This window comes from Terriglobales bacterium, from assembly GCA_035651995.1.
GTDB lineage: Bacteria > Acidobacteriota > Terriglobia > Terriglobales > Acidobacteriaceae > DASRER01.
The window spans coordinates 126,634-150,187 of record DASRER010000020.1 but is presented as its reverse complement, the minus strand read 5'-3'; the positions used below and the strand labels follow the sequence as shown (position 1 = coordinate 150,187).

Here is a 23,554-nt window from a genome sequence, read left to right as displayed (position 1 = left end):
CCTTCGGTCCGCAGAGCGCTGCCCAAGGATGGGGCCCCGCAAGAAGAGTGGGGCGTGCGCCGTTTCACCGGGCTAAAGCCCGGTGCTTCCACCGGAAAAATCAAGAAACGCGCGAGCGCCCACCTTCGGTCCGCAGAGGATGGGGCCCCGCAAGAAGAGTGGGGCGGGCGCCGTTTCACCGGGCTAAAGCCCGGTGCTTCCACCGGAAAAATGGAATTGAGAAATCGGGTAAGTGGCCGCAATTGAGGCTGCTCCCGACTTTCTCAATCGCCCGCCCACCCGATTTCTCAATCTCTCGAACGCGCGCTCCTACGGGGCGGCATCATTTACCATTAATGACAGCCATGAAACGTCTCAGCTCCCTCGCCCTGCTACCCGGAATCGTGATTCTGCTCGCGGCGGGCGTCTCGGCAGCCGACAAGTCGTCGCTGAAGCCGCCGCCGGGCTCGAGCGTCGCGATCATCGTGTTTGAAGACCTGCAGTGTCCCGACTGCGCGCGTGCGGCGCCGCTGCTGGCCGAGGCGGCGCGGGTTTACAAGATTCCGCTCGTCCGCCACGACTTCCCCCTGAACCAGCATCCGTGGGCGTTCGACGCGGCGGTGCTGGCGCGCTTCTTCGACACGCAGTCGAAGAAACTGGGCGACGAGTTCCGCGAGACGGTGTTCAAGAACCAGCCGCAGATCACCAAGGAGAACCTGCGCTCGTTCGCGGAGAAATTTGGCGCCGAGCACAACGTGCAGATGCCGTTCGCCATTGATCCGCGGGGCGAGCTGGCGGCCAAGGTGCAGGCCGACCGCGCGCTGGGCAACCGGGTGGGCCTGGAGCACACGCCGACCATCTACGTGGTGAGCAATCGCAAGACGGGCGAGCCGTTCGTGGAAGTGGTGGACCGCTCGCAGTTGTTCCAGCTCATTGACCAGATGAAGAAGGAAGCGCAGCCGGCCGCCAGCGCATCGAAGCCGGCGGTGAAGAAGAAGTCGTAGGCCAGCGGCCGCGGTGGAGCTGCGGAGTTTCATTGCGGAATTGCCGAACTGCGGAATTGCCGAATTGAAAACCGCGCCGGCTTCCGAGAGTCAATTCCGCAATTCGGCACTTCGGCAATTCGGCAGTCGAGCTCATGATCCTCATTCCCGTCAAGAACCAGCAGAACGCCAAGCAGCGGCTGGCCGAGGTGCTCACGCAGGAGCAGCGGCAGGCGCTAGCGGAGGCCATGCTGGCTGACGTGCTGCAGGCGGTGGCGGGGCTTAGCGCGCGTCCGGAGGTTGCGCTGGTCACCAGCGATCCGTTTGCCGTGGGCCTGGCGCACGCGCTGGACTTTCGCGTGATCGCCGACGAGGACAACCGCGGCGAGACGGCCGCGATCGAGATGGCGACGCACGTGGCCGTGGAGCACGGGGCCGAGTGGACGCTGGTGATTCCCGCCGATGCGCCGCTGGTGACCGCCGGCGAGCTGGAATCCATCCTGTACGCCGCGCCCGAGGCGGGCGCGGTGCTGGCGCCCGATCATCGGGGACGCGGCAGCAACGCCGTGCTGCGGCGTCCGGCGGCGCTGTTTCCGCTGCGCTTCGGCGACGACAGCTTCGCGCCGCACGTGCAGGCGGCCTCCGCCACCGGGCGGTCGGTGGTGCTGCTGCAACTGCCGGGCATCGCGCTCGATGTTGATCGTCCCGACGAGCTCGCCATGCTGGCCAACGCACCGGGCGAGACGCGCTCCCAGCTCCTGGCGCGCGCGTGGGGCGTGGCCCAGGCCGCGGCGCCGGTTTCCTAATACGAAGAGGACGATTCGGCCGACAAGCACCGCTGTCACGGGCCCAGCAACACCGGCGAAGTAGAGATTGAGACCGAAGCGCCGACGGACGTCTGCGAACCGTCGAGCCTGGTCAGGCTTCGCGCCTTCCATTCGGCGGGAACCTGGAAAGTGGCGCTGCCCTGCGAGTTCCACACGATGTACGTGTGCGCCCCCGTGGCGGTGGAGACGGCGCATTGCCACGTCCCGGTCGAATCGCTGGAGCAGGTCAGGGTCTTGCCCGCGAGCCACGACTGCACCTGCTCGAACGCCTGGGCCGCCGGCGCTGGCGTCTGGAAGTCCGATTCGACCAGGTAGAGGTGGACCCACGGTCCGCGATCGTCCCAGGCGAACCAGACGATCACCTTCACACCCGCCGCCGACTGCAGGATGAGATTGCGGGCCAGGTACGCAGCCGCGTCCTGTTCATTGTCAAAAGATCCCCACGGCCCCCAGCCGTCTTCGGTGTCCCAAATGTCTTTGCCCGCCTGCGCCGCGATGGAAAGCGCCTGCCGATAGAACTTCACCGCTTTCTCGGGCATTTTGTTGGTGTAGTAGAGGTGGAAAGGCACGGCGTCGAGCGAGCCGGCCGCCTTGGAGAGAAACTCTGACAGGTAATCCATGCCGCCGCCGCCGACAATGGACGGCGCCAGCACGAAGGCCGCGGGGTCAATTCTCTTGATGGTGTCGTGCGCCACGCGGACCATGGCGACCATGTCGTCCTGGCTGCCGGTCCAGTAGCCGTCCAGGTTGGCCTCGTTCCACACCTCGTAGGCGTAGATGCGGCCCTTATAGCGGCCGGCCACGGCGCTCACGAATTCCTGCCAGATCGCGATGTCGGCCGGGGGCGCAGTGGCGCCCGCCACACCCTGGGTGCCGATGTGCGACGGGTCTTGCGACGCCCAGCGCGGGGTGTTGCCGAGCACGTAGATCAACCTGACGTTATGCTGCCCGGCCAGTGACACGTACTGGTCAAGGAGGCTGAAGTTGAACTGTCCACGCGCCGTCTCGATTCGCGACCAGTCAACGCCAGAGTCCCAGACGCGCCAGTACCTGAACGGCACGGAGGGCCAGTTCCGCAGCGGGCTGTGAACGTGAAGTCCGAAGCTCTGGATGGGACTGGAGTCGGAGGTCAGCGTGATCGCCGCGGGCGCATCGCCTGCCCCGTCTCCGCTGCCGCAGCCTTGCATCCCAAGCATGAAGGCAGCCAGGAGAACCAGGAAGCCCCGGCGGTTGTCGAGGCGCGCGCAAATTCTGTAAGACACGGGATGGTCCCTGTGTGTATTCCGATGTCAACGCCTGCGCAGGTGTTTGCTCAAAAGGCGTGCCGGCGACCGGGCGCCGTTCATCCCAATCGCCCGCCCAGCGGGCCATTTGAGAGTTCCTCGCGCCGGGGATCGCTTTCACATGCGCCGCGGGCGGACGCCGCAGCAATTCACGTATCCTGTTGCCGCATGAAGTCGTCCATCACCTGCTGGGCCCTGACCGGGATTCCTGAGGTCCGCGCCGGCGATTCGCTCGCCGACCTGATCCTCGGCGCCACGCGTAAGCACCCGCTGCGCGCGGGCGACATTCTCGTGGTGAAGCACAAGATCGTGGCCAAAGCGGAGGGCCGCACGGTTCGCCTGGATTCGGTCACGCCATCAGCGCGCGCGCGGCGCTGGGCCAATCGCTGGCAGCGCGACGCGCGCCTGGCGGAACTGGCGCTGCGCGAGGCGCGCCGCGTGGTGCGGATGAAGAAGGGCGTGCTGATTACCGAGACGCGCCACGGATTTGTGTGCGCCAACAGCGGCGTGGACCTCTCCAACGTCGATGGCGGCCACACGGCGGTGCTGCTGCCCGTTGATCCGGACCGCTCGGCGCGGCGGCTGCATCTGAGTCTGAAGCAGAGGCTGGGCGTGCACGTGCCGGTCATCATTGCCGACAGCTTTGGCCGGCCCTGGCGCGAAGGCCTGGCCGAAGCCGCGCTCGGTTCGGCGGGGATGCGCGTGCTGGCCGACTATCGCGGACGCCGCGATCCGCACGGCTACACCCTGCACGCCACCGCCGAGGCCGTGGCGGATGAGCTGGCGGCGCTGGCGGGGCTCGCCTGCGGCAAGCTGGAGCGCGCGCCGGCGTGTATCATTCGAGGTTTCCGGTACGAGCGCGGGAGCGACACCGCGCGCCGGCTGCTGCGGAAGCGGGAGCGGGACTTGTTCCGGTAACGCAAAAAAGCTCCACCGCAGAGCCGCAGAGGACGCAGAGGAAAATCAAGAAAGAGTCTCCGCGGTCCCGGCGACTTTGCGGTGAACGATTTGCTTTTTCGATGAAAGCGCACATCAGCACACTCACGTCCCAGCACATCGCCGAGTTTCCGCACATGAGCTGGGCGGACGCTGCGCCGCGCGTCTCGCCTCGCGTCCGGCGCGCCCTGGAGACAGCCCTCGAGCGCCGCGACGGGGCCGCCCTCACGCGCGATGAGTGCCTGCTGCTGGCGAACTCGGAATCGGACGATCTGGCGGGCCTGCTGGTCGCCGGCAACGAACTGCGCCGCGAGCTGGCCGGCGACGTGGTCACCTACGTGGTGAACCGCAACATCAATTTCACGAACGTCTGCTTCGTTGGCTGCCGCTTCTGCGCCTTCAGCCGCGGGCCGCACGATGACGACCGCTATTTCATGCCGCTCGACGAGGTCGCGCGCCGCACCGTCGAAGCCCGCGAGCGCGGCGCCACCGAGGTCTGCATCCAGGGCGGGCTGCCGCGCGGCCTGCATCCTTATTACTATCGCGATATTTTGCGGGCGGTGAAGCAGGCCGTGCCCGACATGCACACCCACGCCTTCTCTCCCATGGAAACGGTGTACGGCGTGGAGCTCACCGGCATGCCGCTGGCCGATTACCTGCGCATGCTGCGCGAGGCCGGCCTCGACACCATGCCCGGCACCGCGGCCGAGATCCTGGACGACGGCGTGCGCGCCATCCTCTCGCGCAACAAGCTCTCTTCGGCGCGCTGGCGCGAGGTGATTACCACCGCGCACCGCTGCGGCATTCGCACCACGTCCACGCTGATGTACGGCCACGTCGAGGAGCCGGAGCACTGGGTGGACCAGTTGCTGCTCTTCCGCGCAATGCAGTCGGAGACCGGTGGCTTCACCGAGTTTGTGCCGCTCGGGTTCGTCCACCAGCACACCGACCTCTACCTGAAGGGACTGGCGCGGCCCGGGCCGACGCTCGACGAGCATTTGAAGATCCATGCGCTGGCGCGCGTCCTGCTGGCGGGCAGCATCAACAATGTGCAAGTATCGTGGGTGAAGCTGAGCCGGGAGGTGTCGCAGATGTGCCTCCAGGCCGGCGCGAACGATTATGGCGGGACGCTGATGGACGAAAACATCTCGCGCCTGGCGGGCGCGACCTCGGGACAGTATCTCGGCGCGGAGGAATTTCACCAGCGCATCCGCGAACTGGGACGGGTGCCGGCTGAACGCAACACCACCTATACGAAAATGAATTTCGAGCTTCGGCCCGAGGCCTGCAGCGGCGCGCTCGCGCGTCCTGCGGTCGCGGGTACGGCCTCCGCGCATGCGGGCCCGCTGGTCACCATCGCGGAGGCCTCCCGTTGAGCCGCATCATCGCGGTGGTGGGCGGGACCGGCCCTGAAGGCTCCGGGCTGGCGCTGCGCTGGGCGCGCGCCGGTCAGGACGTGATCATCGGCTCGCGCGACGCGAGCCGCGCCGAGCAGGCGGCGAAAACAATCTCGGAACGCGCAGGCAGGCCCGTCCGCGGCATGGCCAATGACGCGGCCGTCGCCGCGGCCGACGTGGTGGTGCTCGCGGTGCCGTTCACCGCGCAGGCCGACACGCTCAAGCAGCTCAAGCCGCACTTCCGCGCGGGCGCGGTGCTCATCGACGCCACGGTTCCGCTGGCCTCGACCGTGGGCGGGCGCGCCTCGCGCGTGCTGGGCGTATGGCAGGGATCGGCGGCGCAGCAGGCTGCCGAGCTCGCGCCCAAGGGCGTGCACGTAGCGGCGGCGTTCCAGAACGTGGGCGCGGAGCTGCTCTCGGGCGAAGGTGATGTGGAGTGCGACGTGATCGTGTGCTCCGACGACGATGCGGCCCGCCGGGTCGCGTCCGAGCTGGCGGCGCTGATTCCCGGGGTGCGCGCTCTCGACGGCGGCAAACTGGAGAACGCGCGCATCGTGGAGCAGATTACGGCGCTGCTCATCACGCTCAATGTGCGGCACAAGTCGCACTTCGCCGGGCTGCGCATCACCGGCCTCGACGTGCCGAGGAAGAAGCCGGAGCCGTCGAAGCACGAGGCGTAGAAGAAAGGCAAAAGGAAGAAGGCAAAAGGAAAAAAGGCAAAAAAGAGCGCGAGCCGGTTTTCCTCTTTCCTTTTAGCTTTTCCTTCGCCGGAGCCGGGCAATCTCGCGAGGTAGTACCATAAAGGTGGGGAGGATTATGTCGCAGCGCATGGTGCAATGCGTGAAGTTCGGCAAGGAGATGCCGGGGCTGGACGAGCCGCCGTTCGACAGCGAACTCGGCCAGCGGGTCTACGAGAACGTCTCCGCCGACGCGTGGAAGATGTGGCTGGAGCACCTGAAGATGATCATGAACGAATACCGCCTGAACCCGGCGACGCGAGAGGCCCAGGAGATCATTCTGCAGCAGATGGAGCAGTACTTTTTCGGCGAAGGCGCGCAACTGCCGCCCGGATACGTGCCGCCGCAGACGAAACAATAGTTTTGCCGAACTGCGACCTTGCCGAACTGCCGAACTGGCAACTCCCTCCGCACGATTTGCAATTCGGCAGTTCCGCACTTCGGCAATTCGGCAATCGTGAACGTCCTGCTTATCTCCGCCTACGAAATGGGCCGCCAGCCGTTCGGATTGGCGTCGCCGGCGGCATGGCTGCGCGGCGCAGGGTTCCAGGTTGCGCTCCTTGACCTCTCGCAGTCACCCCTCGATGAAGACGCAGTCCGCGCCGCCGATCTGATCGCTTTCTACCTTCCCATGCACACGGCCACGCGCATCGCCGTGCGCGCCATCAGGAAGGTCCGCGAGCTGAATCCGGCGGCGCACCTGTGCGCCTATGGGCTTTATGCGCCGCTGAACTGGGACCTGCTGCGCGGCCTGGGCGTGAAGAACGTGATCGGCGGCGAGTTCGAGACGGGCCTGCGGATGCTGGCGCGGCGCCTGGCGGGGCAAATCCCGCCGCAGCCCCGCGTCCCGCGGCTCTCGCTCGTGAAGCAGCAGTTTGTTGTTCCTGATCGCGCCGGGCTTCCGCCGCTGCGCAAGTACGCGCGCCTGCTCATGCCTGACGGCGCCGAGCGCGTGACCGGATACACCGAGGCCACGCGCGGCTGCAAGCACCTGTGCCGGCATTGCCCGATCGTGCCGGTGTATGAAGGCGCGTTTCGCGTGGTGCAGCGCGACGTGGTGCTGGCCGACATTCGCCAGCAGGTGGCCGCCGGCGCCGAGCACATCACCTTCGGAGACCCCGACTTCTTCAACGGGCCCACGCACTCGATCGAGCTGGTCGAGGCGCTGCACCGTGAGTTTCCCGCGCTCAGCTACGACGTGACGATCAAGGCCGAGCACCTGCTCAAACACGCCGACCTGCTTGCCACGCTGCGCCGCACCGGATGCGCATTCGTGACATCGGCCATCGAGTCGGTGGACGACCGCGTGCTCACGCTGCTCGACAAGGGGCACACGCGGGCCGACTTCTATCGGCTGGTGGAAACCATGCGATCTGCCGGCCTGCCGCTCGCGCCCACGGTCGTCGCCTTCACGCCCTGGACCACGCTGGATAGCTATGGCGAGATGCTGCGCGCCATCGCCGAACTCGGCCTGGTGGAAAGCGTCGCGCCGGTGCAGTGGACGATTCGCCTGCTGATCCCGGCTGGATCGCGCCTGCTGGAATTGGCGGAGGTCCAGAGCATCATCGGCGAATTTGACCAGCAGGCGCTGTGTTATCGGTGGGCGAATCCCGACGCGCGCGTGGACGCGCTGCAACGCCAAATCGAACGGCTCGTGGAAGAGCGCTCGCGGGCGGGCGACTCGCGCGCCGCCATTTTCGAAAAAGTCTGGGAGCGAGTCTGGCGCGCGGGGGAGAAGGCCGGCGCCGCGGCGCAACTTCCCTCGTTCCATCTGCCCGCGCGCGCCACCATTCCTTATCTCAACGAGCCCTGGTACTGCTGAGCCGAGCCCACCACGGGGCAGTTGGCCCCGTTTTAGCACGCAGCACTCAGCATTCAGCCCCCGCACGTCCGTGACTAAAAGTGCGCGATTTCGCTGAAGCCTTGCGGGCGCTGCACGCTGAATGCTGAGTGCCGCTCGCTGAACGTCGCAGTTTCATCCTGCGGAACCGCGTTGCATGCCACTCGCGGGCGAGAGTTATACTGGCGGGCTTTCCTGGGAGGCGATCTCATGCCCCGCAAGCCTGTCGACGAACCCGCCGGCGTATCGCGCCGCGAATTCCTGAAAATTTCCGGCATCACCGTCTCGGTGCCCATGGTGGTTGGGCCCACGGTGGTGGAAGTTGCCGGCCAGGAAGTGGAGCTGCACGGCCCGGGCGCCGTTCCCATCGCGCTCACCGTGAACGGCAAGAAGCTCACCGGCCAGGTGGAGACGCGCACCACGCTGCTCGACGCCATGCGCCAGCAGTTTGACGTGACCGGGCCCAAGCGCGTGTGCGACCGCGGCGCCTGCGGGGCGTGCACCGTGTTGATGGACGGCAAGCCGGTGTACTCGTGCAGCGTGCTCGCCATCGAGGCGCAAGGGAAGAACATCGTGACCGCCGAGGGCCTCATGGTGGGCGGCCAGCTGCACGCCGTGCAGGCCGCATTCGTTGACCACGACGCGCAGCAGTGCGGCTTCTGCACGCCCGGATTCGTGGTGGCGACCAAGGCGTTCCTGGACACGCATCCCAGCGCCACGCCCGACCAGGTGGCGCGCGGGCTGGGCGGCAATTTCTGCCGCTGCGGCACCTATCACGGCATTCAGGAAGTAGTGACGGCCGGCGCAACGCGAAGGGCGAGCGCGGCAGACTAGGGATTTGCTGTTTGTGATTTGTTATTTGTTCTTCGAAGTCAAAACTGCGGTCCTCCATAGCAAATCACAAATGGCCGATAACAAATAGCCGATCACAAACGGCCTCAAGTTCTTAAGGAGCAATTCATGCCCGACTATCAATGGCCTCCTGCAAGTAAGCGGAAGTACATCGGGACGCGGATTTCGCGCGTGGATGGGCCGGTGAAGTCCACCGGGCGGGCGAAGTACACCTACGACTACAACCCCAAGGGCCTGCTCTACGGGGCGATGCTGGGATGTCCGCATGCGCACGCAAAGGTGACCGCGATCGATACGTCGGCGGCCGAGAAAGCGCCGGGGGTGAAGGCAGTGCAGGTGCTCTCGCCGGTGGGCCGCGAAATCAACTGGGCCGGCGATCCGGTGGTGGCCGTCGCCGCCACCAGCGAAGGCGCGGCGCACGACGCGCTCCCGCTGATCAAGGTGGAATACGAGGTCCTGCCGGCGCTGGTCATCGACACGCAGGAGCCGCCGCACGAGATCGCGCCCGACACCAGCCCCTTCGCGCAGAGTGAAGTGATTGACATGCTGCAGAACCAGGTGCCCGACGGGCAGATCGTTGCCCAGGTAACGCAGCGCGGCATCAGCTTCCAGCCGGCCGAAGCTTTCCTCTCCACGTTGCAGAAGGCGGGCGTGAACGCGCGCGTGATCGACGCGCTGAAGGCCGCGCCGCAGAAGCCGGCGGAGAAAAAAGCGCCCTCGTGGTACAAGCCGGCAGCGGCATCGACCAAGGGCGACGTCGAGAAGGCCTTCGCCGAGGCCGCAGCGGTGAGCGAAGGTTTCTACGGCAGCTCGGTGATCGCGCACTGCTGCCTGGAGTCGCACGGCTCGGCCGCGGAGTGGACCGACGATAAGGACCTGTTCGTTCACATTTCCACCCAGAGCGTGTACGGCATCGCCGGGCAGATGTCGGCGCCGCTCAACATGGAAGCTTCCAAGATCCACGTGCACCAGGACCACGTGGGCGGCGGATTCGGCAGCAAGTTCAGCGCCGACCGCTGGGACGTGGCCGCGGCGCAGCTCTCCAAGAAAGCGGGCGGCGCGCCGGTCAAGATCATGCTCACCCGCGCCCAGGAGCTGGAGTTCGCCGGCTGCCGCCCGTCGGCCTACGCCAAGGTGAAAGTTGCGGCCGACAAAGACGGCAGAATTACCGCGTGGGATTCGTTCGGCTGGGGCTCGGGCGGACCGGGCGGAGGCGGCTCTCCGCCGCTGCCCTACCTGATGGCGGACTCGGTCCCCAACCAGCGCAAGCAGTGGACGGGCGTGGTGAACAACATTGGCCCGGCACGCGCGTGGCGCGCGCCGGCGCATCCGCAGGCGGCGGTCATCACGATCTGCGCCTTCGACGATCTGGCCGCCAGGCTCAACATGGACCCGGTGCAGTTCTGGCTGAAGAACATCGAGCTCACCGGGCCGCGTTCGCGCTACTACCGCGACGAGTTCCCCATCGCCGACCGGATGATGAACTGGTCCAAGCGCTGGCACCCGCGCGGCGACAAGACCGCCGGTCCGATCAAGCAGGGCCTGGGCGTCTCGCTCCACACCTGGGGCGGGCGCGGACACGAGAGCTACTGCGACGTGGCCATCCATCCCGACGGCACGGTCAACATCAAGATGGCCACGCAGGACCTGGGCACGGGCACGCGCACCTGCATCCTGGCGGTCGCGGCCGACACGCTCGGCATCCCGTTCAGCCAGATCAAGCTCGACATCGGCGACAACCAGTATCCGCAGTCGGGCGGGTCGGGCGGCTCGAGCACGATTGGCGGCGTCACCTCCTCCACGCGGCGCGGCACGGTGGACGCGCGCGACGCGCTCTTCGCCAAGGTGGCGCCCGCGCTCAACGCCAAGCCGGAAGAACTGGAAGCGGTGGATGGCATGGTCCGCGTCGCTGCCGATCCCAAGCGTTCGCTCACGTGGAAGGAGGCGTGCTCGAAGATCGGCGCCATGCCGATCACGGCGCGCGGCGTGAACAAGGCCGGCCTGACGCCCGACCTGACCAACTCCAACGTGGGCGGCGTGCAGATGGCCGACGTTTCCGTCGACGTGGAAACCGGCATCGTCAAGGTGAACAAGATGGTGGCGGTGCAGGATTGCGGGCTGGTGGTTGACCTGAAGCTGGCCGAGAGCCAGGTGTACGGGGCGCTCATCATGGGCATCAGCTACGCGCTCTACGAGGAGAAGATCATGGACCCGCTGAGCGGGCGCATGCTGAATCCCAACATGGAGTTCTACCGGCTGGCGGGCATCGGCGACATTCCGCCGCTGGAAGTGCACATGATGACGGGCGGCATCTACGACGAGCGCGGCGTCATCGGCCTGGGCGAGCCGCCGGTGGTTTCGCCGGGCGCAGCCATCAGCAACGCGGTCGCGAACGCCATCGGCGTGCGCGTGCCGGTCATCCCGCTCACGCCCGACCGCGTGCTCGCCGCGCTGGAGCAGGGCCAGAAAGGAGCCTCGGCATGAGGGCCTTCGAATACGCCAGTCCGAAAGGCAAGCAGCAGGTTGTGGGATTGCTCGGCAAGCAGTGGGGCGACGCCGAGGTACTGGCGGGCGGCACCGACCTGCTGGCGCTGATGAAAGATGACGTGGTCACGCCCAAGCGCCTGGTGAACATCAAGGACGTGGCCGAGCTGCGCGGCGTCAGCTACGTGGCCGCGCGCGGGCTGCGGCTGGGCGCGCTGACCACGCTCGCCGAAATCGCCGACAACGCCACCGTGCGCGCGCGCTATCCCGTGCTGGCCGACGCCGCCTACGAGGCCGCCAGCCCGCAGATCCGCAACCTGGCGACCATCGGCGGAAACATGTGCCAGCGCCCGCGCTGCTGGTACTTCCGCAACAACATCGCCATGAAGACGGCGGACGGCAAGGCGGCCGCGATCGAGGGCGACAACCGCTATCACGCCATCCTGGGCAACGAGCAGGCGCAGTTCGTCTCGCCCTCCACGATCGCGCCGGTGCTGATCGGCTACGGCGCGCAAATCCGCCTGTTCGGCGGCGCCGGAGCGCGCGAACTGCCGCTGGAGAAATTCTTCCGCGTGCCGCCCATGATGGGCGACCGCGAGCACGACCTGAAGCCCGACGAGATCGTCACCGAGATCATCGTGCCGCCGCCCCCGCCCGGAACCAGGGCCGCCCACTACGAGGTCCGCCAGAAAGCGGCGTTTGACTGGCCCTACGCCACCGCCGCCGCCGTGGTGCAGATGCAGGGCGGAAAAGTGCAAGCGGCACGCATCGTCCTCAGCCAGGTGGCGCCGGTGCCGTGGCTCTCGCAGGAAGCCGCCGACGCGATTGTCGGCAAAGAGATCAATGAGCAGACGGCCGACGCGGCCGGCGCAGCCGCTGTTGCCGGCGCGCGTCCCCTGAGCCACAACGCGTACAAGGTGAAGCTGGCGCGGGTGGCGGTGAAGCGCGCGCTGCTGGCCGCAGCGAAGGGAGAAGCGCCGGCATGAGCCTCCTCAACCTGCTCAACGACCCGGCTGTGCGCTTCAACGTCAATCACCCGGACCTGTGCCACGGTCTGCGCTGGAAGCGCCAATTCATCGGTGTGGAAGAGGACCCGGAAACGCCCGCATCGGGCGAAGGCCTGTTCTGGTGCGTGTACACCCAGAACTGCATCGGGCCCGACAATCGCCTGGCCGAGCCGGGCAATTGCTCGTCGAAGCTGCGCCAGTGCCATGGCAGCGGGAAGTGCGGATCGCACTAGGTTTTTGTTTACATCCCGAGGAACGCAGTGACGAGGGAGCTCTACCTACCCAATGTCCGCGGGCCAAGTATGGCTCCCTCGCTTCGCTCGGGACGTAAGAAAATAAGCGTTACAATAGAACTCTGGAGCAGCACCATGCGCACAAGAATTCTTTCCGTCATGCTGGCGGCCGCGCTGCTGAGCGCCGCGGCGCGCGCCAAGATTGTGGGCGACTACATCGAAACGCGGAGCGCCGACGTTTACACCGGGCAGTGCTTCGCCAACGGCGAGTCCGGCCTGGTGGGCGACCAGGCCATCCTGGCCTGGCACGTCCGTCAGGGCACGTGGAACGGCGTGAAGCTCGACGGCCTCAACGTGGTCGCCGCCGTGAAGGCGAGCGCCACGCTGGGCGATCCCTACGGCAATCCCTATCCCGCCAAGGCGGTGATCGTGGTTGATGATCAGGCCTCGCCCGCCGAGCGGGCCGCGCTGGTGAGCTTCGCCAGGAACCAGGGCGGCAAGCTGCTGGCCGACGTGGTGAAGGTCGAGGCCGCGCCCATTGACATGCAGGTCGTTGCCGGGCACAGCGCTCGCGCCGTGCTCCGCGCCGGCGCCTTCGTGAATGTGGAGACGCGCGGCATGAGCGACAAGGACCACGTCTGCGGCAACGAGGAGACCTACTATCAGCCGCTGACGCCGACCAGCCATGCCATGCCCGCGGTCGCGGTCACCGACAAGTACGCGGGCCCGGGGCTGGGCGTGAGCTGGACGCTGCACGACAAGCGCAGCGCCTTCGTGGGCAGCTTCGGTCAGTAAGGCTTCAGCACGACGGCACGAAGTCACGAAGAATTGATCGCGTGCTTCGTGCCTTTGCTTTGCTTCGTGCCCTTTGTGTTGCTTCGTGTCCTTTGTGTTTAAGCTCTTGAGTTTGGTTTTCGCGACCGGACCTCGATGACAAAATTCCGCCGCATTGTTCTGCTCGCCGCTACGCTCGCGTTCAGCCCGCTTGCCTTCGCAGCCGGCAAAGTTGAAAGCATCGGCGCGCTCACCGAAGCCTCGGTCCCGGAGACAATCCGCGGCGCGCTCGAGCCTGCCGGATACCGCGTGACCCTCGCCGACGGCAGCACCGTGGAGCTGTGGCTGCGCAAGCAGGCGCCCAGCGCGAAGGGCGACGGCATCTACAATCTCGCCGAAAGCGCGCTGGTTGGCGTGATCCACTTCAGCAAGGCCGCGCAGGACTACCGTGGCCAGGCGCTCCCCGCGGGCTACTACAACCTGCGCTACGAGCTTCAGCCTTCCGACGGCGACCACCTCGGGACCTCGCCCACGCGCGACTTCCTGCTGCTGGTCCCGCCGGCCAGCGACACCGATCCGGAGAAGGCCTACAAGTTCGAGGAACTCGTTGCTTTGAGCCGGCGGATTCCCGGCGGACGCCACCCGGCGCCGCTCAATATGCCCGCCGCAACCGGAAAAACCGCGCCTTCTGTCTTCGACGACGAGGAAGGCCGCACCGCGTTGGTTGCCAGGATGAAGACCAGCTCGGGCGAGGTGACGTTCGCGCTGGTGGTGCAGGGCTCGGCGCCGCAGTAGTTCTTGTCATCCTGGGCGAGGTCCCGAGCAACGCGAGGGGCCGAGTCGAGCCACCGCTACCGCTGCCACACGCCCGAAATCGAGCAGGGACCCTTCGACTCGCCTTCGTCCGCTTGGCGGACTCAGGCTTGGCTCAGGATGACAAACGCGAAGGACGCTTCCGCTACAATCCTCGGCGCATGAAGCGAATAGTCCTCAGCCTTCTTCTGCTCGCGGCATTGGCGCACGCGCAGACGTCTCAGAAAGCAGAGCCCACGACGAACGCCAACGAACGGGGCGCCGCGCGCTACCTTGAATCCATCCGCAAGCAGCCGCTGCTGCTCTATGACTTCCTGCATCGCATGCCCAAGGGCGGCGACCTGCATAACCACGTGACCGGCGCGGTGTACGCGGAGACTTACATTCAGTGGGCCGCCGGCGACGGCCTGTGCGTCCGGCGCACGACGCTGGTGCTGGAGAAGCCTCCGTGCGACGAGGCCGCCGGGCGCCCGCCCGCCGCCCGGGCGCTCGCCGATCCGGTGCTCTACCGCGAGATGGTGGACGCCTACTCCATGCGACATTTTTCCGGCGCGCTTCCGTCCGGCCACGACCACTTCTTCGACATGTTCGGCAAAGTCAGTGCCGTGAGCCATTCCACGCACGTCGCCGACATGATCGCCGAGACCGTTTCGCGCGCCGGGCAGAACAACGTGCAGTACATGGAGTTGATGGTGGACGACCTCGACCAGGGCAAGGGCCTCGCGCTCGGCGCAAACCTCGGCTGGGACGACCGCAGTGAGAGCTTCGAAAGCTTCCGCCAGCGCATTGACCAGAACGGCGCGGCGGAGATCGTCGCCAGCGGCCGCAAGTATCTCGACCAGCTCGAGGCCGGCATGCGCAAGACGCTGCGCTGCGACGCGAGCGGCCCGCAGCGCGACCCGGGGTGTGACGTGACCGTCCGTTACATCTTCGAGGTCTATCGCGGCCTGCCCAAGGCGATGGTCTTCGCGCAAACCCAGATTGGCTTCGCCATGGCGGCGGCCGATCCGCGCATCGTGTCGGTGAATCCCGTCATGCCCGAAGACGGCTATACCGAGATGCACGACTTCGACCTGCACATGCGCATGTTTCAGTATTTTCACCAACGTTATCCGCAGGTAAAGCTGACCATGCACGCCGGCGAACTCTCGTTCGGGCTCGTGCCGCCCGACGGGCTGCGCAACCACATTCGCGACACCGCGCAAAAAGCGGGCGCGCAGCGCATCGGCCACGGCGTGGACGTGATGTGGGAAGACGATCCGGCATCGCTGTTGCGCGAGCTGCGCGACAAAAAGATCGCCGTCGAGATCTGTCTGACGTCGAACGACATGATCCTCGGCGTGCGCGGCCCGCGCCACCCGCTGAACATCTACCTGTCGCACGGCGTGCCCGTGACGATTGCCACCGACGACGAAGGCGTGGCGCGCTCCACCATCACCAACGAGTATCAGAGAGCCGTCGAGGAGCACGGGCTGACGTATCCGCAGCTCAAGCAGATCGCCGGCAACGCCATCGAGTACAGCTTTGCCGACGACACCACGAAGCAGCAGTTACGCGCGAGGTTAGCGAAAGCATGGATTGATTTTGAAAAGGATTGCTGCGGAAAGTGATTGAGGGCGACGATAGAGGCAGGGGCCCCGCGCCTCTGCGATGAAAACGCCTCAATTTCGATGTAAACTGACCTTTTTCCCGGGAGGAATTATGGCCCGCACTGTCCGCTGCGGCCTTATCCAGGCCAGCACGCCCGTCACCGGCGACCGCCCGCTGGCCGCCATCAAGAAGGCGATGCTCGACAAGCACCTGAAGATGATCGAGCAGGCCGCGAAGAAAAAAGTGCAAATCCTCTCGCTGCAGGAGCTGTTTTACGGCCCGTATTTCTGCGCCGAGCAGAACGCCCGCTGGTACGACCTGACCGAGCGCGTCCCCGACGGCCCTACGACCAAGCTCATGCAGAAGATCGCCGCCAAGCACCGCATGGTGATTGTCGCGCCGATTTACGAAGAAGAAATGACGGGGCTGTACTACAACACCGCCGCCGTCATCGACGCCGACGGCGCGTACCTGGGCAAGTATCGCAAGCACCACATCCCGCACGTGCATCCGGGATTCTGGGAAAAGTTCTACTTCACGCCGGGCGACACCGGATATCCGGTCTTCGCGACGAAGTACGCGCGCGTGGGCGTGTACATCTGCTACGACCGCCATTTTCCCGAGGGCGCGCGCATTCTCGGCCTGAACGGCGCCGAGATCGTGTTCAATCCGTCGGCCACCGTGGCCGGCCTGTCGGAGTATTTGTGGGAACTGGAGCAGCCGGCGCACGCCGTCGCCAACGGATACTTTGTCGGCGCCATCAATCGCGTGGGCGTGGAAAAGCCGTGGGCGATCGGCGAGTTCTACGGCAAGAGCTATTTCTGCAATCCGCGCGGCAAGATCGTGGCCCAGGCCAGCCGCCACAAAGACGAGCTGGTGGTCGCCGACCTCGATCTGGACATGATCCAGGAGGTGCGGCGCACCTGGCAGTTCTTCCGCGACCGCCGGCCCGACAGCTACGGCCCGCTCACGGCGCAGAGCGGCAAGGGCGCGGCGGCGGCGGACTAGCTCTTCATCGCAGAGATCGCAGAGGACAGCAATTCATTCACGCGGATCGCGACGCGGATCAAGATTCTGGCTTCATCAGGTTTGGGCTTTGCGCCAAGAGCCGATAGCTAAGAGCCAGGAGCGACTTTAGGTTTTTGAATCCGCGTTCATTCGCGGAGTGAGGTCCAGTTCATGACCAAAGACGAAATCATTCGCAAGTACAAGCAGTACCTGTTCCCCAGCGTCACCACCTACTTCGCCGATCCGCTGGTGACCGACCACGCGCGCATGCAGTACTTGTGGGACGCCGACGGCAAGCAGTATCTGGACTTTTTCGGCGGCATCGTCACCATCTCGGTCGGCCACACCAACCCGCGCGTCACCGAAAAAGTGAAGGCGCAGGTGGACAAGCTCCAGCACGCCTCCACGCTCTTTCCCAACGAGCAGATCGTGGCGCTGGCGGAAAAGATCGCGCAGATCACGCCCGGCGAGATCACCAAGAGCTTTTTCTCCAACAGCGGCACCGAGGCGAACGAAACCGCCATCCAGCTGGCGCGCATCCACACCGGGAATTTCGAGATCGTGGCGCTGCGGCACGCCTACAGCGGGCGCTCGCAGCTGGCGCAGGCGCTCACCGGCCAGAACACCTGGCGCAAGTCGCTGCCCGGCGGATGGGGCGTGACGCACGCCATCAATCCGTATTGCTATCGCTGCCCGCTCGGCAAGACGTATCCCGATTGCGGCGTGGCCTGCGCGCAGGACGTCGAAGCCGTCATTCAGACAACGACCAGCGGCCAGATCGCGGCGTTCATCGCCGAGCCCATTCAGGGCCTGGGCGGCTTCATCACGCCGCCCAAGGAGTACTTCAAGCTCGTCTTCAAGATCGTGAAGGACTATGGCGGCCTGTTCATCGCCGACGAAGTGCAGACCGGCTGGGGGCGCACCGGCAAGAAGTGGTTCGGCATCGAGCAGTGGGAGGTCACGCCCGACATCATCACCGCCGCCAAGGGCATGGCCAACGGCGCGCCCATCGGCGGCACGTTCACGCGTCCGGAAATCGCCGAGAGCTTTCGTGGACTGCAGATTTCCACCTTCGGCGGCAATCCGGTCACTTCCATTGCGGCCCGCGCCACCATCGAGCTCATCGAGCAGGACCGCCTCATGGACAATGCCGATACCGTGGGCCGCTACTTCCGCGCCGGCCTGGAAGACTTGCAGCGCAAGTACCCGCTCATCGGCGACGTGCGCGGCATGGGCCTGATGCAGGCGATGGAGCTGGTGAAAGACCGCACCACGAAAGAACCCGCGCCGCAGGAGACGTCGCAGGTGCTCGAAGAAGCGCGCCGCGCCGGCCTGCTGATCGGCAAAGGCGGCCTCTATGGCAACGTGGTCCGCATGTCGCCGCCGCTGAACATTGCCAAGAGCGACGTGGACGAAGCGATCAAAAAGCTGGATGCGGCGTTTGCGAAGGTGAGCCAGCCGGCGATGGCATTGAATGCAAAATGAAAAATGAAAAATGCAAAATGAAACCCGAGTGAAGCCATGATGACGGCCGGAGGCGCGGCAATACGTGAGCGAACATTCAAGTTTGCTGTTCGCATGGCGCGCGTTTGTCAGCGTCTCGATGCCTCGCCTGGGACGCCCCGAGTGCTCGCTGGCCAATTGCTTCGGTCTGCGACTTCGATTGGCGCGGACCTCGAAGAAGCGCAAGCGGGACAAAGCCGGGCCGACTTTGTCTGCAAGGCCGCCATCGCCCTCAAGGAAGCCGGCGAGGCTTGCTCTTGACTGCGCTTGATTCGTGCCGCCGAAATCTCAGTGTCAGACGGTGTGTCCGATTGGCACAAAGAGGCGCAAGAGATATCTGGCATCCTTGCTGCCATTGTCGTGTCAGCGAAAAAAGCTTGAATCCATCGTTTCTAATTTTGCATTTTTAATTTTGAATTTTGCATTTGTGAGGTTTCCATGGCTACCGTTACAGAAGCCGCCATTGCGCGTGCGAAGAACTACGTAAACGGCCAATGGACCGATCCGGCCGGCAAGAAGGCCCCCGAGCGGCGCAATCCCGCCAACTTCGACGATGTGGTTGGCGTCGTGCCGTTTTCATCGCGCGAAGAGGCGCGCGCGGCGGTTGGCGTCGCCCTCGCCGCTTTCCCCGGTTGGCGCAACACGCCAGCCCCGGTGCGCGGCAAGATCATCGCCCGCGCCGCGCAGATCATGAGCGAGCAGATCGACGACCTGGCCCGCATCCTCACGCGCGAGGAAGGCAAGACGATCAACGAATCGAAAGGCGAAATCCTGCGCTCCATCAACGTGCTCGAGTTCATGGCCGGACAGGCGCGCCTGCTGGGCGGAGAGACGCTCCCCTCCGAGCTGCCCAAAAACTTTGCTTACACCATCAAACAGCCCCTGGGCGTGGTCGCGATCATCACGCCGTGGAACTTCCCCGTCGCCATTCCGGTGTGGAAGATTGCGCCCGCGCTCGTGGCCGGCAACACCGTCGTCTTCAAGCCGGCGACCATCACGGCGTTCACCGCGATGAAGGTCGTCGAAATCTTCGCCGCCGCGGGCGTGCCTGCCGGCGTGCTGAACCTGGTGATCGGCAGCGGCTCGGAAGTGGGCGACGAATTGATGTCAAACGCTGCCGTCAAGGCGGTCAGCTTCACCGGCTCCAACGAAGTGGGCAGCGCGCTTTACGCGCAGGGCGCCAGGCGCATGATGAAGGTCCAATGCGAGATGGGCGGCAAAAACCCGCTCGTCGTGCTGGCCGACGCCGACATGGACCTGGCCGTGGCCAGCGCGCTCCAGGGCGCGTTCGGCTCCACCGGCCAGCGCTGCACGGCGACCAGCCGCGTGGTGGTTGAAGAATCCATCGCCGACGAGTTTGTCGCGCGCCTCAAAGCGCAAACCGAAAAGCTGGTGGTCGGCGACGGCTCCAAGCCCGTCGTCAACATGGGCCCATCGGTGGACGACGGCCAGTTCAGGACCGTGCTCGAATACCTGGAGATCGGCAAGAAGGAAGGCGCCAGGCTGGTGTGCGGCGGCTCGCGCCTGACCGGCGGCGCGTACGACAAGGGCTTCTTCGTCGCGCCCACCATCTTTGACCACGTCCGTCCCAACATGCGCATCGCCCAGGAAGAGATTTTCGGGCCAGTGCTTTCCATCATCCGGGTAAAGAATTTCGAAGAAGCGCTCGAAGTGGCCAACGGCGTCATCTTCGGGCTCAGCTCGTCCATCTACACGCAGGATGTTTCCCGAATCTTCGAGTTCATTGATCGCATCGAAACCGGCATTACGCACGTGAATTCACCTACAACCGGCGGAGAAGCGCACGTGCCCTTCGGCGGCATGAAGGGCACCGGCGTCGGACTGCGCGAGCAGGGCACGGTGGCCATCGACTTCTTCACCGAGCTGAAGTCGGTGTACGTGGACTACACGGGCAAGAAGCGCGAATCGAACATTTACTAGAAAGGCGCTTTTGGCTTGTGGCCTTGGCTTTTAGCCAATTGCGAAGAGCCAAGAGCGCATTGAGGTTTTCATGAGCACGCAAACCGCCGCGCCCGATCTCCGCTATCCCGTCGGACAGTTCAGCAAGCCTGCGCAGTACACCGACAGCTTCCGCCGCGCCGCCATCGCGACCATTGCCGAGATGCCGGCAAAGATGCGCGCCGCCGTGGCGGGACTCAACGCCCAGCAGCTCGAAACACCTTATCGTCCCGGCGGCTGGACGGTGCGGCAGGTGGTGCATCACGTGGCCGACAGCCACATGAACGCGTTCATCCGGCTCAAGTTCGCGCTCACCCAGGACACGCCGACGATCATGGCCTACGACGAAGCCCGCTGGGCCATCACGCCCGAGTACGCCATCGCTCCTGAGGCCGCGCTGCAACTGATCGACGGGCTGCATCAGCGCTGGGCGGCGCTGTGGCGCGGCATGTCGGGCGCCGACTTCGCCCGCAAGCTCAACCATCCCGAGCGCGGGCCCATGTCGCTCGACGACCTGCTGGCGCTCTACGACTGGCACTCGCGCCACCACGTGGCGCACATCACCGCGCTGCGCGCGAGGCAGGGCTGGTAAAGTTTCTCGCTGTCGTGCTGAGTGAAGGCCGAGCGTGAGCGAGGGAGCACGTCCAGGCTTGACGCCTGCCCCTGCGGGAGGCACGATAGCGTGCCGCGGACGGGCAGCACAGTTCGACGCGAGGCGCCCTTGAGCCCCTTCTACGACCACGGCATCTGGTACACCTACGTTCTCGGCAGCCTCGCCGAGCCGCTCTATATCGGCTTCACCGGCCAATTCGAAAGACACGTGCTTCAGCGCAGGGAAGGCATCTTCACGGGCTTCACGGGCCGCGCCGGGGTCGATCGCAGGCTGCTGTACTACGAGTCATTCGACGATCCTCTGAGCGGCATCGCTCGCGAGAAGCAGCTGAAGGGCTGGACGCGCAAGAAGATGGTCGCGCTCATCGAGACCATGAATCCGAGCTGGCAAGACCTGAGCTGGGAATGGTATGAGGATGTGCAGCGGCGGCGAGAAAGGCGGCAAATGCTGGGCGCCCAGAGCGCACGGGTCAGGTAGGGATGCTTCGACTGCGCCGGATCGCGCAGGCGCGAGCCGCCTCCGCTCAGCATGACGGCGTAGTCGGTTGCGCACCGATATTCGAGTGCTGCTTTTTTTCGACGGCGTCATGCTGAGCGAAGGCCCGCGCAGCGGGCCGTAGTCGAAGCATCCCTACTTGACCCGCGCTCTTGGGGTGAGCACGACGACGTGCGTCAGGAAAGCATGGCCCGCTTATACAACCACGGCATCTGGTACACGTACATCCTGGGCAGCCTTTCAGGAACGTTCTACGTCGGGTTCACCGGGCGATTACAGGCCCGCGTTCTTGAGCACAAAGACGGCGTCTTCGAGGGCTTCACGAGCCGCTATGAAGTTGACCGTCTTCTCTACTACGAATCCTTCGATGATCCCCTGAACGGCATTCACCGCGAGAAGCAGCTGAAGGGCTGGACGCGCAAAAAGAAGATTGCGCTCATCGAGAGCATGAATCCGAGCTGGAAAGACCTGAGCCGGGAGTGGTATGAAGATGTGCAGCGCCGGCGAAAAAAGTGGGAGGCGATACTCGCCCGGAGCGCACGGGTCAGGTAGGGATGCTTCGACTGCGCCGGCTCGCGCAGGCGCGAGCCGCCTCCGCTCAGCATGACGGCGTGATTTTGCAGCCATGTCCGAGTGCTGCTTTTTTCGACGGCCGTCATGCTGAGCGAAGGCCCGCGCAGCGGGCCGTAGTCGAAGCATCCCTACTTGACCCGCGCTCTTGGGGTGAGCGGCGCTTTTTTTGCCTTTTTACTTTTTCCTTTTGCCTTCTTGCCGGCGGTGCGGCATCGTAGACCACCGATGCAGCCCACGGCCGTTTCCAACGCCACCCGCCCCGACATCACCTCCAGCCCGCTCTGGAACCTCGACCTCGCGCCCACCTCTCCGCAGCAGCGCGTGTGGGGCACGTACAATTTCGCCGCGCTGTGGATTTCCATGGCGCACTGCATCCCCACGTACATGCTCGCTTCCGGACTGATCGGCGCCGGGATGAGCTGGCGGCAGGCGCTGCTCACCATTCTGCTCGGCAATATCATCGTCCTCATTCCGATCCTGCTGAATTCGCATCCCGGAACGAAGTACGGCATACCGTTTCCGGTTTTCGCGCGGGCCGCCTACGGTACGCGCGGCTCGAATGTGCCGGCGCTGATGCGCGCTCTGGTCGCCTGCGGATGGTTCGGAATTCAGGCGTGGATCGGCGGCCAGGCGCTGCACGTTTTCTTTCGCTCGCTCTGGCCCGGCTGGACAGATGCGGTTCCCGGCCGCTTCGGCGGACATACGCCCACCGAGTGGATTTCGTTCCTGCTCTTCTGGGGGCTGAACATCCTGGTTGTCTATCGCGGCATGGACCTGCTGCGCAAAGTGGAAAACTGGGCGGCGCCGTTCGTGCTCGTCATGACGGCGTTTCTTGTCTGGTGGGCGCTGAAGGCGGCGCGCGGGCTCGGCCCAATTCTTCAGCAGCGCGGAAAGTTCGCCACCTGGCACGACTTCTGGCCGGTGTTCGTGCCATCGTTGACGGCGATGATCGGCTTCTGGGCCACGCTTTCGCTCAACATGCCCGACTTCACCCGCTTCGGCCGCAGCCAGCGCGAGCAGGCAGTTGGCCAAGTGGTCGCGCTGCCCACAACGATGACCGTCTTCGCGGCGATGGGTGTGGTCATTACCAGCGCCAGCGCCATCATCTACGGGCAGGCGATCTGGGACCCGGTCGAACTGGTCGGCAAGTTTACCGAGCCCTGGATCGTGGCCATCTCCATGTTCACCGTCGTGGTCGCGACCCTCTCGGTGAACATTGCGGCCAACGTGGTTTCACCGGCGAACGATTTCGCCAACGCCTTCCCGCGCCTCATCACCTTCAGCCGCGGCGGCCTGCTCACCGGGCTCATCGGCATCGCCATGATGCCCTGGAAGCTGCTCGCCGATCCCTCCGGCTACATCTTCAACTGGTTGCTGGGGTACTCTGGCGGCCTGGGCTCGATCGCCGGCGTGCTCATCTGCGACTACTGGGTCGTGCGCAAGCGCCAGCTCGCGGTTGACGATCTCTACCTTGAGAATGGGATTTACGCCGGATGGAGCCGGGCGGGAATTGCGGCCACGCTGCTGGGCTGCGCGGCGGCGTGGATTGGGCTCGTGGTGCACGCGCTTCGCCCGCTGTACGACTACGCCTGGTTCGCTGGGTTCGGCGTGGCGTTCGTGGTGTACGGAATTCTGGCCTCAGCCAGGCACCAGAGCAATTAATCTGAT

General features: G+C 65.2%; 22 protein-coding genes. 21 read left to right on the top strand and 1 reads right to left on the bottom strand.

From position 1 onward, the window contains the following. The first annotated feature begins 344 nt into the window (after positions 1–344). A complete protein-coding gene (locus VFA60_06535) occupies positions 345–983 on the top strand; it encodes a thioredoxin domain-containing protein (GenBank protein ID HZQ91431.1) in 639 nt (212 codons plus the stop codon). Positions 984–1,117: 134 nt separating this feature from the next. Beyond that, on the top strand, positions 1,118–1,768 hold the full coding sequence (gene cofC / locus VFA60_06530; GenBank protein HZQ91430.1) for a 2-phospho-L-lactate guanylyltransferase: 651 nt from the start codon (positions 1,118–1,120) through the stop codon (positions 1,766–1,768). A gap of 35 nt (positions 1,769–1,803) precedes the next feature. On the opposite strand, the gene VFA60_06525 is transcribed toward cofC, so the two are convergent. Continuing rightward, the gene (locus tag VFA60_06525) at positions 1,804–3,051 is read right to left on the bottom strand and encodes an endo-1,4-beta-xylanase (GenBank protein ID HZQ91429.1); all 1,248 of its coding nucleotides are present in this window, start codon (positions 3,049–3,051) and stop codon (positions 1,804–1,806) included. A gap of 189 nt (positions 3,052–3,240) precedes the next feature. Here VFA60_06525 and cofE point away from each other — a divergent pair, with 189 nt between their 5' ends. From cofE to VFA60_06430, 19 genes are all read left to right on the top strand, one after another. Continuing rightward, positions 3,241–3,990, top strand: coding sequence for a coenzyme F420-0:L-glutamate ligase (cofE, locus tag VFA60_06520; protein HZQ91428.1), 750 nt, complete (start codon positions 3,241–3,243; stop codon positions 3,988–3,990). 101 nt (positions 3,991–4,091) lie between these two features. Next, positions 4,092–5,384, top strand: a complete 1,293-nt coding sequence (cofH, locus tag VFA60_06515) for a 5-amino-6-(D-ribitylamino)uracil--L-tyrosine 4-hydroxyphenyl transferase CofH (GenBank protein ID HZQ91427.1) — start codon at positions 4,092–4,094, stop codon at positions 5,382–5,384. Beyond that, complete coding sequence (gene npdG, locus VFA60_06510; GenBank protein ID HZQ91426.1) at positions 5,381–6,085, top strand: NADPH-dependent F420 reductase; 705 nt, start codon at positions 5,381–5,383, stop codon at positions 6,083–6,085. The genes cofH and npdG overlap by 4 nt, the downstream gene beginning before the upstream one ends. A 136-nt stretch (positions 6,086–6,221) precedes the next feature. Beyond that, positions 6,222–6,503 (top strand): oxidative damage protection protein, encoded by a 282-nt coding sequence (locus VFA60_06505; GenBank protein ID HZQ91425.1) that lies wholly within the window; start codon positions 6,222–6,224, stop codon positions 6,501–6,503. Between the two features lie 96 nt (positions 6,504–6,599). Continuing rightward, a complete protein-coding gene (locus tag VFA60_06500; GenBank protein HZQ91424.1) occupies positions 6,600–7,964 on the top strand; it encodes a CUAEP/CCAEP-tail radical SAM protein in 1,365 nt (454 codons plus the stop codon). Between the two features lie 228 nt (positions 7,965–8,192). Further along, a complete protein-coding gene (locus VFA60_06495) occupies positions 8,193–8,816 on the top strand; it encodes a (2Fe-2S)-binding protein (protein ID HZQ91423.1) in 624 nt (207 codons plus the stop codon). A 126-nt stretch (positions 8,817–8,942) separates the two neighbouring features. Next, complete coding sequence (locus VFA60_06490) at positions 8,943–11,318, top strand: xanthine dehydrogenase family protein molybdopterin-binding subunit (GenBank protein HZQ91422.1); 2,376 nt, start codon at positions 8,943–8,945, stop codon at positions 11,316–11,318. Continuing rightward, entirely contained in the window at positions 11,315–12,304 is a 990-nt protein-coding gene (locus tag VFA60_06485) for a xanthine dehydrogenase family protein subunit M (GenBank protein HZQ91421.1), read from the top strand. Before VFA60_06490 ends, VFA60_06485 begins: the two co-directional genes overlap by 4 nt. After that, a complete protein-coding gene (locus VFA60_06480; protein ID HZQ91420.1) occupies positions 12,301–12,558 on the top strand; it encodes a hypothetical protein in 258 nt (85 codons plus the stop codon). The genes VFA60_06485 and VFA60_06480 overlap by 4 nt, the downstream gene beginning before the upstream one ends. Positions 12,559–12,693: 135 nt before the next feature. Beyond that, positions 12,694–13,353, top strand: coding sequence for a DUF1326 domain-containing protein (locus tag VFA60_06475; protein ID HZQ91419.1), 660 nt, complete (start codon positions 12,694–12,696; stop codon positions 13,351–13,353). Between the two features lie 135 nt (positions 13,354–13,488). Beyond that, positions 13,489–14,127, top strand: coding sequence for a hypothetical protein (locus VFA60_06470; GenBank protein ID HZQ91418.1), 639 nt, complete (start codon positions 13,489–13,491; stop codon positions 14,125–14,127). Positions 14,128–14,306: 179 nt separating this feature from the next. After that, on the top strand, positions 14,307–15,755 hold the full coding sequence (locus VFA60_06465) for an adenosine deaminase (protein HZQ91417.1): 1,449 nt from the start codon (positions 14,307–14,309) through the stop codon (positions 15,753–15,755). Positions 15,756–15,846: 91 nt separating this feature from the next. Then, on the top strand, positions 15,847–16,743 hold the full coding sequence (locus tag VFA60_06460; protein ID HZQ91416.1) for a nitrilase-related carbon-nitrogen hydrolase: 897 nt from the start codon (positions 15,847–15,849) through the stop codon (positions 16,741–16,743). Between the two features lie 171 nt (positions 16,744–16,914). Continuing rightward, positions 16,915–18,228: an aspartate aminotransferase family protein gene (locus VFA60_06455; GenBank protein HZQ91415.1), complete on the top strand. Its 1,314-nt coding sequence runs from the start codon at positions 16,915–16,917 to the stop codon at positions 18,226–18,228. A gap of 456 nt (positions 18,229–18,684) precedes the next feature. Beyond that, positions 18,685–20,187, top strand: coding sequence for an aldehyde dehydrogenase family protein (locus tag VFA60_06450; protein HZQ91414.1), 1,503 nt, complete (start codon positions 18,685–18,687; stop codon positions 20,185–20,187). A 70-nt stretch (positions 20,188–20,257) separates the two neighbouring features. After that, a complete protein-coding gene (locus tag VFA60_06445) occupies positions 20,258–20,797 on the top strand; it encodes a putative metal-dependent hydrolase (protein ID HZQ91413.1) in 540 nt (179 codons plus the stop codon). Positions 20,798–20,926: 129 nt separating this feature from the next. Continuing rightward, positions 20,927–21,295 (top strand): GIY-YIG nuclease family protein, encoded by a 369-nt coding sequence (locus tag VFA60_06440; GenBank protein HZQ91412.1) that lies wholly within the window; start codon positions 20,927–20,929, stop codon positions 21,293–21,295. A gap of 204 nt (positions 21,296–21,499) precedes the next feature. Beyond that, positions 21,500–21,865, top strand: coding sequence for a GIY-YIG nuclease family protein (locus VFA60_06435; GenBank protein ID HZQ91411.1), 366 nt, complete (start codon positions 21,500–21,502; stop codon positions 21,863–21,865). Positions 21,866–22,111: 246 nt separating this feature from the next. Then, positions 22,112–23,548: an NCS1 family nucleobase:cation symporter-1 gene (locus tag VFA60_06430; protein ID HZQ91410.1), complete on the top strand. Its 1,437-nt coding sequence runs from the start codon at positions 22,112–22,114 to the stop codon at positions 23,546–23,548. Positions 23,549–23,554: the final 6 nt, after the last annotated feature.